Here is a 14,255-nt window from a genome sequence, read left to right as displayed (position 1 = left end):
ATGTTAAATATAATAATACTTGGAGTTTTTATTATGATAAAAAAAGGTATAAATGTTTGGTCTTTTCCTGCTGGAACTTCTTTTAAAGATATGTTTACTATAGCTAAAGATGCGGGTTTTGAAGGAATAGAATTAAGCCTTTCGGAAGAAGGAGCTTTGGGGCTTAAAAGTTCTGAAAAAGAAATTTTAGAAATAAAAAAGATGGCTAACGATATAGGACTTGAAATACCGAGTTTTGCATCCGATTTGGCTTGGGGAAATCCTTTAACTTCGTCCAATGAAAAAATTATAGAAAACGGATTAAATTATCTTAAAAGACAAATAGAAGTGGCGTCAATTCTAGGTGCGGATACCGTTCTTTTAGTTCCAGGATATGTCGGAGTAGATTTTATTCCCGATAGCGAAGTCGTTTATTATGAAGACGCTTATAAAAGAGCTAAAGAATATATTTCTAAAGCGGTTGATACGGCAGAAAAATATAAGGTTTCTATAGGAATAGAAAATGTTTGGAATAAATTTTTAATATCAGCTATGGAGATGCGTAATTTTATTGACGAATTCAAAAGCGATTATATCGGTTCTTATTTAGATGTAGGCAATGTTATTTATATGGGATATCCAGAGCAATGGATAAAAGTTTTAGGAAAAAGAATTAAAAAAATACATTTTAAGGATTTTAGAAGAGAAGTCGGAACTTTAGCTGGATTTGTAGATTTGCTTGCGGGCGATGTAAATTATCCTGCGGTTTTAGAAGCGTTAAATGAAATTGGATACGATAGTTATTGCACAGGCGAAATGATTCCTGGCTACAAATATTATCCGTATCAATTAATATATAATACTTCTTCTTCGATGGATGCAATATTAAAGCGTAAAAAATTTCCTTGTTGAGTAATTAAATTTTTATTAAATTTTTAAGGAGTTTTCATGGTAGCTATTATAGGCGGAGGATTCATAAGCAATATACATGCCCAATGTTATAAAAATCTTGGCGTGAAAATTGAAGCTATGGCTGATATTAACGAAAATGCAAGAAAAGATTTTGCTATTAAATATGATTGTAAAACTTATCAATCCGCTGAAGAAATGCTTAAAGAAGTTTCTGACAATATAGAGATAGTGGATATATGCGCCCCGACTTATTTGCATGAAGAATTGATATTATTGGCTTTGCGATATAATAAACATATTATATGCGAAAAACCTCTTTCTATTAATTTAAATTTTGTAGATAATATAATAAGTAAATTGAAAGATAGTAATAAATTTTTAATGGTTGCTCAAGTTCTTCGGTTTTGGACGGAATATGTAAGAATAAAAGAATGGTTTGAAGAAGGCATATTTGGAAATATAAAACTCGTATCCGCAATGAGATTAGCCCAGCATCCTAAAAGCGAATGGTTTTATAACCCTAAAAAAAGCGGCGGCGGAATATTTGAACTTCATATACATGATATAGATTTTTTATGTTATTTGTTTGGAAATGTGAAAGAAGTATATGCCAACGGTTATAAAGACGAAAACGAATCTTGGGATTTTATAAATAGCTCTATTAAATTTGAAAATGGAATTTCTGCTATAGCTCAAGGAGTATTTGGAATAACCGATAATTATCCTTTTACCGCGAATATAAAAGTTATAGGCGATAAAGCCACCGCGGAATATTCTTTATCCGCTGGAGTAAATTTGGGTTCGGATAGCAAACAATCAAATACTTTAATTTTATATAGGAAAAGAAAAGAACCTATTATTGAAAATATAAAAACTAGAGATGCTTATGAATTGGAATTAGAATATTTTATAGATTGTGTTAAAAATAATAAAAAACCCGAAATAGTAGATTTAAATTCTATAAGAAAAACTATAGAGACTATAACATGTTTGGTTAAATCGCTTGAATCGGGAGAAATTATAAGGATAAAATAAGGAGTAAAAGTATGGTAAAAGTAGCTATTATAGGCGGAGGTTTCATGGGAACTACCCATGCTAAAGGTTATAAGAATATTGGAGTAGAAATAGTAGCTATAGCCGATATAGATAAAAATGCAAAAGAAAATTTTGTAAAAACTTATAACTGCAAGGGATTTGATTCTGCCGAAGAAATGCTTAAAGAAATACATAACGATATAGATTTTATAGATGTTTGCATACCTACATATCAACATGAGGAAATGGTATTATTGGCGACAAAATATAATAAACATGTATTAAGCGAAAAGCCTTTTGCTTTAACTTTAGAGGCAATAGATAATATGTTAGAAGCTACCGAAAAATCTGGCAGTATATTTATGATAGGGCAGGTTTTACATTTTTGGCCCGAATATGCAAAGATAAAAGAATGGGTGGAAGAAGGAATTTTTGGAGAAATAAAATTGGCTACAGCGGTTAGATTGGGACAGCATCCTGTAAGCGAATGGTATGGAGACCCTAAAAAAAGCGGCGGCGGTATATATGATTTGCATGTTCATGATATAGATTTTTTATGTTATCTTTTTGGCGATGTTAATGAAGTATATGCGACTGGTAAAAAAGCAAGAAACGATTCTTGGAATTTTGTCGACAGCGTATTAAAATTTAAAAACGGAGTAAACGCTACGGCTCAGGCGGCTTTTGGTATAACGGATGATTATCCTTTTTCTATGAATTTGAGAATAGTCGGCGAAAAAGCTACGGCAGAATTTTCATTTTCGGCGGGATTCAATCTTGAAGATATATCTTCCGCTAAAAATTCTTTGATACTTTATAGAAACGGAATGAAACCGCATCAAGAACCGCAAAGCGTAAGAGACCCTTATGAAATAGAGATTGAATATTTTTCAAAATGTGTCGAAGAAAATAAACAACCAGAAATAGTTAAACCTAAAGAAGTAAAAAAATCAATATCTGTTATATTAGGTTTGATAAAATCTTTAGAAACTGGTAAAGTGGTAGAAATTGTTTAGTTTTAATAAAATAGAATTTGCAGAAATTATGAATTCTATTATATTTATTTTTTATTAAGTTTTTAATTAAGGAGATACTCAATAATGGGAGCGATGGACATTGTATTTAAATTAATATTCGGTTCTAAATCTCAAAACGATGAGAAAATATTAAAACCTATAGCCGAAAAAACTTTATCGTTTGAAGAAGAAATAAAAAAATTAAGTAACGAAGAACTTGCGAATAAAACGAAAGAATTCAGAGAGCGAGTCGAAAAATACATTGGATGTAAAACCGAAGAGCTTGATTTAAGCGCAGAAGAAAATAATAAAAAATTGCAAGCCGTATTGGACGAAATTTTACCCGAAGCTTTTGCCGTAGTTAGAGAAGCGAGCATAAGGACAACGGGAATGAGACATTTCGATGTTCAAGTTATGGGCGGAGTAGTTTTGCATCAGGGAAGAATAGCCGAAATGAAAACTGGAGAAGGAAAAACTCTTGTCGCAACTTTAGCGGTATATTTGAACGCATTAACGGGACTCGGAGTTCATGTGGTAACGGTAAATAATTATCTTGCCAAAAGAGACGCCGAATGGATGATGCCGATTTATTCTATGCTTGGAATATCTGTTGGAATATTAGACGACACCAAACCGCATTCGCCCGAAAGAAGAGAGGTTTATGCGAGAGATGTAGTTTACGGAACTAATAACGAATTCGGTTTCGATTATTTAAGAGACAATATGGTAATAAGAAAAGAAGATAAAGTTCAGAGAAAATTTTATTATGCCATAGTTGACGAGGTTGACAGCATTTTAATAGACGAAGCGAGAACTCCGCTTATAATATCTGGACCAGCCGAAAAAAATATTAAAATGTATTACGAAATAGACAGAATTATTCCTATGTTAAAGCAGGCGGAAACGGACGAGAGAATGCGCGAGGTTGCGGGAACGGGAGATTATGTATTAGACGAAAAAGACAAAAATGTTTATCTTACCGAAGAGGGCGTTCATAAAGTGGAAAAACTTCTTAATGTGGAAAATCTATACGGAGCGCAAAGCAGCACTATAGTTCATCATGTCAATCAGGCTTTGAAGGCGCATAAAGTTTTTAAGCGAGATGTTGATTACATGGTGACGGACGGACAGGTTTTAATCGTTGATGAATTCACGGGACGCGTTTTGGAAGGCAGACGATATAGCGATGGACTTCATCAAGCGATAGAAGCGAAAGAAAAAGTTGCAATTCAAAACGAATCTCAAACTTATGCCACAATTACTTTTCAAAATTATTTTAGAATGTATCCGAAATTATCGGGCATGACGGGAACGGCGGAAACGGAAGCGGAAGAATTTTATAAAATATATAAATTGGATGTCGCCGTAATTCCTACAAATAAACCTGTGGCGAGAGAGGATTTATCGGATAAAATATATAGAACTAAAAAAGCTAAATTCGAGGCTTTGGCAAAATATATAAAAACTCTTCAAGACGAAGGAAAACCAGTTCTTGTCGGAACGGTTTCGGTTGAAATGAACGAAGAATTATCTAAAATATTTAGAAGATATAAAATAAGCCATGAAGTTCTAAACGCTAAAAATCACTCGAGGGAAGCGTCAATAATAGCGCAGGCGGGAGAACCTGGAGCGGTGACTTTGGCTACAAATATGGCGGGAAGAGGAACGGATATTGTTTTGGGAGGAAATCCCGTAGCAAAAGGCGTAAACGAAATAGAGCAGATTCTCGTTTTAATGAGAGATAAGGCGTTTAAAGAGAGAGACCCTTATAAAAAAGAAGAATTAGCGAAAAAAGTAAAATCTATAGACCTTTATAAAGAGGCTTTCGTCAGGTTGGTAATATCGGGAAAAATCGAAGAGGCGAAAGAGATTGCCGAAAAAAATAATATTTTGGAAATGATTGAAAAAATTGATAGAATAATTCAAATCAATGAAAAATCAAAAACCGACAAAGAAAAAGTTATATCGGTTGGCGGACTTCATGTAATCGGAAGCGAAAGACATGAAGCAAGAAGAATTGATAATCAGCTCAGAGGAAGAAGCGGAAGACAGGGCGACCCTGGTTTAAGCGTATTTTACTTATCACTCGAAGACGATTTGATGAGACTTTTCGGAGGTGAGAGAGTTTCAAGTATGATGCTCGCAATGGGAATGGGCGAAGAGGAAGAGCTTGGACATAAATGGCTCAATAAATCCATAGAAAACGCTCAAAGAAAAGTGGAAGGAAGAAATTTCGATATAAGAAAACATTTGCTCGAATATGACGATGTTATGAATCAGCAGAGAATGGCGATTTACTCGGAAAGAGACTATATACTTTATTCGGAAAATATATCTCAAAGAATAGAAGAGATAATTTCGGATGTCGCAGATTCGACTATAAAAAATATAAGCGATGGAAAAAATATAAATCCTATTGAAATAATAAAATGGTTTAACAGTTATTCGATAGGGATAGACGAAGAAGCGGTTAGTAAAGCGATAGAAGGCGGAATCGACAACGCCACAAAAAATATAACGAATTTACTTATTGAAACCTACAGAAAAAAAGCGACTCTGGTTGATGAAAAAGTATTTAGAGAAGTTGAAAAAAATATATTTCTTTCGGTAATAGACAATAGATGGAAGGACCATTTATTTTCTATGGACGGTTTAAGAGAAGGAATAGGACTTCGAGGATACGCCGAAAAAAATCCGCTTACCGAATATAAATTGGAAGGCTATAAAATGTTCGTCTCCACAATGAATACGATATATAACGAACTTGTCAATTTGATAATGCGAGTAAGAATAGTTCCTAATTCGTTTAACGCGGTAGAAAGAGAAAGCGCATTCGATGGCGGAGTTGAAGAAAAAGGAAATGTAAGCGCAATGGATAATAATATGCAAGGAAAACCTAAAATGGGACATGCTCAAGTTAAAATGACGAATAAAATTGGAAGAAACGACCCTTGTCCTTGCGGAAGCGGTAAAAAATATAAATATTGTCATGGAAGAGATATTAGAGATAGTAAAGATAATTCTGGAGCCGCTTAAAGTATTAAATAACTTTTAAAAAATTGCAAAAATTAAAGGGCATATATTTTTATTTTTAAAATATAAATATAAGCCCTTTTTAATTTTGATTTTAATATTATTTTGAGACGAAAGTTATTCTTTTATTTAAGAATTTTTTATTTATTATTTCGTCCACAAAACCGATTGCATAATCTGCATAACTTATCATGCTCTCTCCTTTTGAGTTAACGCATAATTCGTCTTTGTCGCCTATATTGTATTCTCCTGTTCTCTTTCCGTCCTCTTGAAAATCTGCAGAAGGCGAAATATATGTCCATACAACATTTTTCTTTCCCTTCAATATTTCAAAAGCTTTATTGGAATTTTTAGCCAAGTTTATCCAATCTTTCGGAAAGTCGGGGCTGTCGATTAAAATCATAGTATGTTCTTTATTGACAAACAAACTTGCCGCCCCTCCGACAACCATTAATCTGATATTTGTATCCGCCAATATGTCGCATAAATGATTCATCACTTCGCCATGTTTAGGAAGTTCTTTTTCTTCCCATGCTCCAAACGCGCTTACTACTGTGTCAAAATCTTTTAAATCCTCTTTCTTCAAATCGAATAAATCTTTTTCGATTACTTTGACGCTAGAATTTGAAAGTTTGGATTTGTTTCTGACTATCGCCGTAACATCCAAGCCTCTTTGTAAAGCTTCCTCCATTATTAGTTTTCCAGCTTTGCCCGTAGCGCCTATTATCGCTATTTTCATTTTTTACTCCTTCGCCAGTTATTATGGCATTTTTTATTTTGTTTTATTTTTTATTTTATCTCTAATTAAAGATATTGTAATAGCTATTATTACAATGAATTATAACATATTTGAAATGTAATGTCAACTATTACAATTAATTTTTTTATTGGAATTTATTAAAATTATTATATAATTAATTTAATATTTAATTTTTGGAAAAGTTTAATGAAAATAAGCTCAAGGTTTACCATAGCCGTTCATACTCTTTTATGCATTTTATTATTTGAAGACGAAAAAATAACCTCAAATTTTTTGGCGGGAAGCGTGAATGTAAATCCCGTAATAATAAGAAATATTTTAATTCAATTGCAAAAAGCGGATATTATAACCGTAAAAAGAGGGACAGGCGGAATAAAATTAAATAAAAAAGCGAAAGATATAACTTTATTTGAAATATTTGAATCGGTTGAAAGTTTGGACGGAAAATTATTTTCTTTTCATAAAAAACCAAATTCAAAATGTCCCGTTGGAAATAATATAACGAAAATATTGCTTCCAAAATTGGACGATATTCAAAAATCTATGGAAAAAGAATTGAAGAAAACCACTTTGAAAGATATTTTTAACGATTTAAAAAACAATATATAAATAATAATCGATTGTTAAATAAAAAATCCTAACGCGTTAAACATTAGGATTTTTTATTATATGGTTTATTTTAAAAAATTATTTTGCCGATAAATATTTGTCTATGCCGTAAGCCGCTCTTTTTCCGTCTCCAATCGCAAGAATAACCGTAGCCGCTCCTCTTGCCGCATCGCCACCCGCAAATACGCCTTCCATTGAAGTAGCTCCAGTTTCTTCGTCTATAACATAAGTTCCTTTTTTAGTTATTTTAAGTTCTGGAACTTTTCTTGCAATCAAAGGATTCGGAGTAGTTCCAATTGCGATAATTACCGCATCGACTTCTATATCTTCAATTTTTCCTTCAACTGCAATCGGTTTTCTTCTTCCGTCTTCGTCTGGTTCGCCCAATTCCATAACTTGAGTTCTTATGGCAACGACATTATCGTTTTCGTCTCCGATAACTTCCAAAGGCGCTCTTAAAAATCTGAATTCCACTCCTTCTTCCATAGCATGATGAATTTCTTCGAGTCTTGCTGGAAGTTCTTTTTCCGTTCTTCTATAAACTATATAAACTTTTTCCGCTCCGAGTCGAACCGCCGTTCTGCAGGCATCCATAGCGACATTACCGCCTCCAAGCACGGCTACTTTTTTATGTCTTATAACTGGAGTGTCGACTTCTGGGAATTTATAAGCGCCCATTAAATTAACTCTCGTCAAATATTCGTTTGCAGAATAAACTCCGCATAAATGTTCGCCTGGAACATTCAAAAATAACGGAAGTCCCGCGCCAGTTCCCAAAAATACGGCGTCATATTCTTTTCGCAATTTTCCAAAATCCAAAGATATTCCCGCAACTTCGTTTATTTTGAATTTTACTCCGTCTCTTTTAAGATTTTCAACTTCATGAGCGACTAATTCTTTAGGCAAACGAAATTCTGGAATACCATACATTAAAACTCCGCCGATTGTATGAAGCGCTTCCAAAACCGTAACATCGTATCCCAATTTAATCAAATCTCCCGCGCATGCCAAACCAGCGGGACCAGCTCCGATAACGCATACTTTTTTACCGTTCTTTTCTACTTTTAAATCTTCATGCTCGGAATGTTTTCTTTCGTAATCTGCGACAAACATTTCTAATTTTCCGATAGCGACTGGCTCGAATTTTTTACCGACTACGCATCGTTCTTCGCATTGAGTTTCTTGAGGACAAACTCTTCCGCATGCGGCTGGCAAAGCGTTAGTTTCTTTAATTTTTTTAGCGGCGTCCAAAAATTTTCCGTCCGCTACGAGTCCTATAAATTCTGGAATCTTAACTTTAGCTGGGCATCCTTCCATACAATGAGGAACTTTGCAATCCAAACATCTTAAAGCCTCTTTCAAAGCCTGTTCTTCGGTATAACCCGTAGGAACTTCCATAAAATCTTTTCTTCGCTCTTCGGCGCTCCTTGTAGGCATTTCCTGCCTTGGTATTTCTCCTAATTTTGACCTTGGGGGCATATATTTTCTCCTAATTTTTAATTTGATATTTTTAATAAACCGTTAATAATTAAATTATTATAAATATTATAATATATAATTAAATATAATCAATATTATAAAATATTTTTTAAAATAATTCATTACAAAAAATATATAAATTTTTATAAATTTTAATGTTGAAAAATAAATTAATATAATATATAATTATGTTAACATTTTGGAGGAAATTTTATGGCAAGCATAGAAAGAGATAAAGCTATAGAATTATTTAAAAAATATAACGAAGAGGAATCGTTATTTAAACATGCGTTATCGGTTGAAGCCGTAATGAGATATTTTGCCCGAAAAAACAAAGAAGACGAGGACGAATGGGGAATGGTAGGACTCTTGCATGATATGGATTATGAAATGTATCCTAACGAACATTGCATTAAAGTTAAAGAAATATTGGAAAAAGAAAATTTGCCAGAAAGTTTTATAAGAGCGATTCAGAGTCATGGTTTTGAAATATGCGTAGATATAGAACCTTTAAGCGCTATGGAAAAAACTTTATACGCCGTTGATGAACTTGCGGGATTTATAACTGCCTGCGCTTTGGTTCGCCCTTCAAAAAGCGTGGAAGATATGGAAGTAAAATCCGTTAAGAAAAAATTGAAAAATAAAAATTTTGCGGCAAAAGTCGATAGAGAAGTCATTAATAAAGGAGCGGAAAGACTCGGCATGTCTTTGGACGAATTAATAAAAGAAACTATTACCGCTTTGATTCCCGTTCAAGAAGAAATAGGACTTCAAAAAATTTCGTAAATTATAAGAGTTTAATTATGAGCAAAATAAAAATACTTACTATAGTTGATATGCAAAACGATTACATGAAAGGCGGTCCTATGGCTGTTAAAGGAGCTGACGAATTAGTTCCTATTATAAACGAACTTATAAAAAGCGGAGAATATGACGCGATTATTGCGACACAGGACTGGCATCCTTCCAATCATATTTCTTTTGCATCTACGCATGATAAAGAACCTTTTTCAAAAATAAAAGTCATGGATAAAGAAACGGGAGACGAAGAAACTTTAACTTTGCTTCCGCGCCATTGCGTGGCGAGAACTTACGGCTCGGCGATAGTTGATGGACTCAGAAAAAAGAAAGATTATATATATGTTCAAAAAGGAGTCGATGCGGACGATGACGGAATTTCGGGTTTTTCTTATATGCATAAAGATTTTATAGATGTGGCGAGAGAAAATAAAGAAGTTTTAATTTTAGATTTTGTAGGAGTCGCTTTAGACCACTGCGTTTATTATACGAGCAGAGATACGGCGGAATATGTCGCTTCTATCAACGCCGAGTATTTGGTTAATGTAAATGTTTTGGAATATGCATGCGCCGCGGTAAATCCCGAAAAAGCGGAAAAATTATATTCTGCCTCTCAAAATATAAATATTAAAAAGGTGCGGCTTTAATATAATGAATATAATAAGAGCAAGCGAAAACATAGCGGATGAAAAAGCCTATTTATATAAAAGTCCAGTCGGAAAAATATTTTTATGCGCGGACGGCTCGAATAAATATTTAACCAATTTGGATTTTAAAGCGGATAAAAAATTTATTAAAAAAATTATTAAAGACGAAATTGATAATCCAAATATTATAAAGAAAACGAAAAAAGAACTTGACGAATATTTTGCGGGAAAAAGAAAAACATTTACGATAGATTTAGCTTTATACGGAACGGATTTTCAATATTTAGTCTGGATAGAAACTTCAAAAATTCCATTTGGAGAAGTTTTAACATATTCCGATATAGCGAAAAAAGTTTCAAATAGAGCGGGAAGCATAGCGAGAGCGGTTGGTTTGGCGGAAGGAAAAAATCCAATATCTATAATAATTCCATGCCATAGAGTAGTGGGAAAAAATTCTAAACTCACGGGATACGGAGGCGGAATTGAAAATAAAGAATATTTGCTTAAACATGAAGGATTTGAAATAGAAAATCTAACGATAATAAAAAAATAATGAAAAATGAAAATATTACGATATGATAGAGTATGATAAAGAAAAGTTATAAAACGAAAAGATTATTACTTATTCAGCCAAATATGGATATGACGCCCGAAATAGTAAATTTTTATTTGAGAAATAAGAATTTTTTTAAAGAATACGACCCTTTGCGTCCAGAATCTTTTTATAATTTAACCACTCATAAAAAAATCGTTAAGCAGGAACTTGAAGAGACGAAATTCGGCAGAATGTTAAAATTTTGGATTTTCAAAATAGAAGATAAAAAAAGAATCATCGGAATGATTAGCTTTACAAATATTACAAACTCTTCTTTTTTATCGACAACTGTTGGATATAAATTGGACCAGGAAGAATTGAAGCAGGGCTATATGATTGAAGCTTTGCGGGCGGCGATTGTAATAATTTTCAAAGAATTAAAACTGCATAGAATAGAAGCGAATATAATGCCTCATAACAGACCTTCGATGAATTTGGTAAAAAAATTAGGATTCGAATACGAAGGACTTGCAAAAAAATATCTCAAAATAAACGGCAAATGGGAAGACCATATACACATGACAATCTTAAATAAAGACGAAGTATAATTTATTTTTTAGAATGTTTATTTCTATATTCCAAAGCGTCTTGAACTATAGGAACTAATATTTCAAAATCGAGAGGTTTTTCTATCAGTCTAAAAACTCCTTCGGCTATTATCTCTTTTACCATTTCCGTATTTCCATAAGCCGTGATTATAATAATCGGTATAGAACTTTTTCGCTTTTTCATTTCTCTTATCAAAGCGAGTCCCGTCATTGTCGGCATAAGCAAATCGGTTATAATAACATCCACGGGATTTTGTTCGAGTATAGTTATCGCGGCTTTTCCGTTTTCCGCAGTTTTCACTTCGATATCGTATTCCTCGAATGTATAAGTTATAAGATTTCTAATATTTTCTTCGTCGTCTACTGCTAATATTAAAGGTTTTCCGTTTATCATATTATTCCCTTATCAAATATATTTGGATAATCTGTATAAAATATTATCTTTGCCCAAAAGTTCGCAAATATGCGAAAGTTCCGTTCCAGCCCCGCTTCCCGTTAAAACATATCGAATCGGATGATATAAATTCGGTCCTTTTAATCCCGTTTCTTTTTGAGCGGACTTTATCAAATCTTTCATATATTGGTCTGTAATTTCGTTTTCTTTTTCTATATTATTTTTTATAAATTGAAGAAGTTTTTTACTTTCTTCTTTATTTACGATTTCTTTCATTTCGTCCGTTAATTCAAAATCGTTTTCAAAAAATACTGGAACATATTTATTTATGTCGGATAAAACTACGCAATTATGTCTGATAGCCGATACAAGTTTTTTAGCCCATGATTTTTCGCTTTCCGTATAATTTTCTTTTAAGAAACCGCCTTTTATCAAATATGGAATAAATAATTCAACCGTTTCGTCCAAATCCATATTTTTTATATGCCAAGCGTTTAAATGTCTAAGTTTAGCCGTATCAAATATTGCGGGACTTTTTGAAAAACGAGATAATGTAAAAGCCTTTATCATTTCTTTATCGTTCATAGTTTCAATAGCTTCGGGATGAGTCCATCCGAGCAATGCTAAAAAATTTCTCATAGCTTGAGGCAAAAATCCTTCGTCTTTATATTCCATGAGAGTAGCCGCTCCATGTCTTTTCGATAATTTTTTTCTGTCGTCTCCGAGTATCGAAGAAGTATGGGCAAATTTTGGAGGTTCGCTTCCGAGCGCTTTATAAATTAAAATCTGTTTCGGCGTATTCGATATATGGTCTTCTCCTCTTATTACATGACTTATTTTCATTAGCATGTCGTCTATGACTACTGCATAATTATAAGTGGGAAAACCGTTTTCTCTAACGATTATAATATCTCCAATTTCATCGCTATTCGTTTTTACCGTTCCTCTTACAAAATCTTCAAAAATAATTTCTTCGTTTTTTGGAACTCTGAATCTTATTTTTGCTGGCTCTCCGTTTGCGACTCTTTTTTTCGCTTCTTCTAACGGAATATCTTTGCATTTGCCATCGTATATTATTGGCTGATTCAAAGTTTTTTGCATATTTGATTTTTTTTCCAATTCTTCGGAAGAACAAAAACAATAATAAGCCTTTCCTTCTTCCATCAATTTTTCCGTGTATTTTTTGTATATTTCTAATCTTTCCGATTGAAAATAAGGTCCGTAATCTCCATTAACTTCCGGTCCCTCATCCCAGTCGACTCCGAGCCATTTAAGAGATTTTATTGCCATATCTACCGCTTCTTTCGTGCTTCTCTCCTGGTCGGTATCTTCGATTCTTAAAATTAATTTTCCGCCAACCGACTTTGCATAAAGCCAATTAAATAAAGCGGTTCTTGCGTTTCCTATATGTAAAAACCCCGTTGGAGACGGAGCAAATCTAACTCTAATTTCGGACATAAAATTTACCTTAAAAATTATTTAGTAATTTATTTTAGATTTAATTATTATACATTAAAAGCAATAAAAAGCAATAAAATAAACATAATATATTTGATATGTAATTTTGAATATGCGGTTTTAATTCAAAGCTATATCCAAAATCATCATTACGGCAAAACCGAATATAAATCCGAAAACTCCAAAATGATTATGTTCGTCTGCAACCGCTTCGGGAACAAGTTCTTCAATAACGACATAAATCATAGCGCCCGCCGAAAAAGACAAGGCAACGGGTAAAATTAAAGTCAATTTTGTGACTGTTAATGCTCCGATTATCGCGGCAACAGGTTCTACCAAGCCCGATAATGAACCTAACGCAAAAGCTTTTAATTTTGAAAATCCTGTAGTTTTTAACGGCAAAGAAACTGCGGCGCCTTCGGGAAAATTTTGCAAACCTATTCCGAGAGTAAGCGCCATAGCGGCGGCTAAAGTAACTCCGCTTTGTCCTATAGAAAACGCTCCGAAAGTAACTCCGACAGCCAAACCTTCGGGAATATTATGCAATGTTATCGCAAGAAATAATAATATGCTTTTTGACAACTGAACTTTTGGACCTTCTTTTTCTTCATGTCCGTTTACTATATGAATATGAGGCAAAACTTTATCCAATATCCAAATAAAAAAACTTCCGAGCAAAAATCCGCAAACTGGAATAATCCATTTAGGCAAATCCATTTTTGAAGAAAGTTCTATTGAAGGAGCTAGCAGCGACCAAAAACTTGCGGCAGTCATTACGCCAGCGGCAAATCCATACATAGTCGCCAAAACTTTCGGTTTGATTTCGGAGAAAAAAATAAATACCAAAGCCGAACCCAAACTCGTAAAAGTCCAAGTTATAAGTCCGCCGAATAAAGCTAAAATTATAGGAGAATCAAACATTTATTTTCCTTTTTTTACTTATTTTAATTTTCAAACAATAAAACAATAATAATTATATTTTATTTTTTATT

14 protein-coding genes are annotated in these 14,255 nt (G+C 33.3%); 9 read left to right on the top strand and 5 right to left on the bottom strand.

From position 1 onward, the window contains the following. From ACR0QS_RS04875 to secA, 4 genes are all read left to right on the top strand, one after another. On the top strand, positions 1–891 hold an 891-nt coding region (locus tag ACR0QS_RS04875; protein ID WP_432632324.1), incomplete at its 5' end, for a sugar phosphate isomerase/epimerase family protein. Positions 892–927: 36 nt separating this feature from the next. Next, on the top strand, positions 928–1,926 hold the full coding sequence (locus ACR0QS_RS04870; RefSeq protein WP_432632323.1) for a Gfo/Idh/MocA family protein: 999 nt from the start codon (positions 928–930) through the stop codon (positions 1,924–1,926). Between the two features lie 11 nt (positions 1,927–1,937). Next, positions 1,938–2,942, top strand: a complete 1,005-nt coding sequence (locus tag ACR0QS_RS04865; RefSeq protein ID WP_432632322.1) for a Gfo/Idh/MocA family protein — start codon at positions 1,938–1,940, stop codon at positions 2,940–2,942. An 84-nt stretch (positions 2,943–3,026) separates the two neighbouring features. Then, positions 3,027–5,978 carry a preprotein translocase subunit SecA gene (secA, locus tag ACR0QS_RS04860; protein WP_432632321.1) on the top strand — a complete coding sequence of 984 codons (2,952 nt, stop codon included), beginning with the start codon at positions 3,027–3,029 and terminating at the stop codon, positions 5,976–5,978. A gap of 97 nt (positions 5,979–6,075) precedes the next feature. Here the strand turns inward: secA and ACR0QS_RS04855 are convergent, their stop codons facing one another. Further along, a complete protein-coding gene (locus ACR0QS_RS04855) occupies positions 6,076–6,714 on the bottom strand; it encodes an NAD(P)-dependent oxidoreductase (RefSeq protein WP_432632320.1) in 639 nt (212 codons plus the stop codon). A gap of 207 nt (positions 6,715–6,921) precedes the next feature. Between ACR0QS_RS04855 and ACR0QS_RS04850 the strand changes: the two genes are divergently transcribed. Further along, positions 6,922–7,344, top strand: coding sequence for an Rrf2 family transcriptional regulator (locus ACR0QS_RS04850; RefSeq protein ID WP_432632319.1), 423 nt, complete (start codon positions 6,922–6,924; stop codon positions 7,342–7,344). A 78-nt stretch (positions 7,345–7,422) separates the two neighbouring features. On the opposite strand, the gene gltA is transcribed toward ACR0QS_RS04850, so the two are convergent. Next, the gene (gltA, locus tag ACR0QS_RS04845; protein ID WP_432632318.1) at positions 7,423–8,823 is read right to left on the bottom strand and encodes an NADPH-dependent glutamate synthase; all 1,401 of its coding nucleotides are present in this window, start codon (positions 8,821–8,823) and stop codon (positions 7,423–7,425) included. 213 nt (positions 8,824–9,036) lie between these two features. Here gltA and ACR0QS_RS04840 point away from each other — a divergent pair, with 213 nt between their 5' ends. Genes ACR0QS_RS04840 through ACR0QS_RS04825 form a run of 4 tightly spaced genes read left to right on the top strand, consistent with a single transcriptional unit; the run spans position 9,037 to position 11,411 of the window. Beyond that, complete coding sequence (locus ACR0QS_RS04840) at positions 9,037–9,609, top strand: HDIG domain-containing metalloprotein (RefSeq protein WP_432632317.1); 573 nt, start codon at positions 9,037–9,039, stop codon at positions 9,607–9,609. A gap of 17 nt (positions 9,610–9,626) precedes the next feature. Beyond that, a complete protein-coding gene (locus ACR0QS_RS04835; RefSeq protein WP_432632316.1) occupies positions 9,627–10,268 on the top strand; it encodes an isochorismatase family protein in 642 nt (213 codons plus the stop codon). A gap of 4 nt (positions 10,269–10,272) precedes the next feature. Further along, on the top strand, positions 10,273–10,821 hold the full coding sequence (locus ACR0QS_RS04830) for a methylated-DNA--[protein]-cysteine S-methyltransferase (protein WP_432632315.1): 549 nt from the start codon (positions 10,273–10,275) through the stop codon (positions 10,819–10,821). 32 nt (positions 10,822–10,853) lie between these two features. Beyond that, entirely contained in the window at positions 10,854–11,411 is a 558-nt protein-coding gene (locus ACR0QS_RS04825) for a GNAT family N-acetyltransferase (protein WP_432632314.1), read from the top strand. 1 nt (position 11,412) lies between these two features. On the opposite strand, the gene ACR0QS_RS04820 is transcribed toward ACR0QS_RS04825, so the two are convergent. From ACR0QS_RS04820 to ACR0QS_RS04810, 3 genes are all read right to left on the bottom strand, one after another. Next, the gene (locus ACR0QS_RS04820; RefSeq protein ID WP_432632313.1) at positions 11,413–11,805 is read right to left on the bottom strand and encodes a response regulator; all 393 of its coding nucleotides are present in this window, start codon (positions 11,803–11,805) and stop codon (positions 11,413–11,415) included. 12 nt (positions 11,806–11,817) lie between these two features. Then, positions 11,818–13,263 carry a glutamate--tRNA ligase gene (gene gltX, locus ACR0QS_RS04815; RefSeq protein ID WP_432632312.1) on the bottom strand — a complete coding sequence of 482 codons (1,446 nt, stop codon included), beginning with the start codon at positions 13,261–13,263 and terminating at the stop codon, positions 11,818–11,820. 120 nt (positions 13,264–13,383) lie between these two features. Beyond that, positions 13,384–14,184: a ZIP family metal transporter gene (locus ACR0QS_RS04810; RefSeq protein WP_432632311.1), complete on the bottom strand. Its 801-nt coding sequence runs from the start codon at positions 14,182–14,184 to the stop codon at positions 13,384–13,386. Positions 14,185–14,255: the final 71 nt, after the last annotated feature.

It is taken from the genome of Brachyspira sp., assembly GCF_050873525.1.
Classification (GTDB): domain Bacteria; phylum Spirochaetota; class Brachyspiria; order Brachyspirales; family Brachyspiraceae; genus Brachyspira.
Note: the sequence above shows the minus strand (reverse complement) of the source record. Positions and strands in the feature narration are given on the sequence as shown.

Excerpts from the sequence above, each read along its gene's own strand:
- ACR0QS_RS04830 (WP_432632315.1), top strand. The coding sequence starts at position 10,273 with ATGAATATAATAAGAGCAAGCGAAAACATAGCGGATGAAAAAGCCTAT.
- ACR0QS_RS04820 (WP_432632313.1), bottom strand. The coding sequence starts at position 11,805 with ATGATAAACGGAAAACCTTTAATATTAGCAGTAGACGACGAAGAAAAT.
- ACR0QS_RS04865 (WP_432632322.1), top strand. The coding sequence starts at position 1,938 with ATGGTAAAAGTAGCTATTATAGGCGGAGGTTTCATGGGAACTACCCAT.
- ACR0QS_RS04835 (WP_432632316.1), top strand. The coding sequence starts at position 9,627 with ATGAGCAAAATAAAAATACTTACTATAGTTGATATGCAAAACGATTAC.
- ACR0QS_RS04870 (WP_432632323.1), top strand. The coding sequence starts at position 928 with ATGGTAGCTATTATAGGCGGAGGATTCATAAGCAATATACATGCCCAA.
- secA (WP_432632321.1), top strand. The coding sequence starts at position 3,027 with ATGGGAGCGATGGACATTGTATTTAAATTAATATTCGGTTCTAAATCT.
- ACR0QS_RS04840 (WP_432632317.1), top strand. The coding sequence starts at position 9,037 with ATGGCAAGCATAGAAAGAGATAAAGCTATAGAATTATTTAAAAAATAT.
- ACR0QS_RS04850 (WP_432632319.1), top strand. The coding sequence starts at position 6,922 with ATGAAAATAAGCTCAAGGTTTACCATAGCCGTTCATACTCTTTTATGC.
- ACR0QS_RS04810 (WP_432632311.1), bottom strand. The coding sequence starts at position 14,184 with ATGTTTGATTCTCCTATAATTTTAGCTTTATTCGGCGGACTTATAACT.
- ACR0QS_RS04855 (WP_432632320.1), bottom strand. The coding sequence starts at position 6,714 with ATGAAAATAGCGATAATAGGCGCTACGGGCAAAGCTGGAAAACTAATA.
- gltA (WP_432632318.1), bottom strand. The coding sequence starts at position 8,823 with ATGCCCCCAAGGTCAAAATTAGGAGAAATACCAAGGCAGGAAATGCCT.
- gltX (WP_432632312.1), bottom strand. The coding sequence starts at position 13,263 with ATGTCCGAAATTAGAGTTAGATTTGCTCCGTCTCCAACGGGGTTTTTA.
- ACR0QS_RS04825 (WP_432632314.1), top strand. The coding sequence starts at position 10,854 with ATGATAAAGAAAAGTTATAAAACGAAAAGATTATTACTTATTCAGCCA.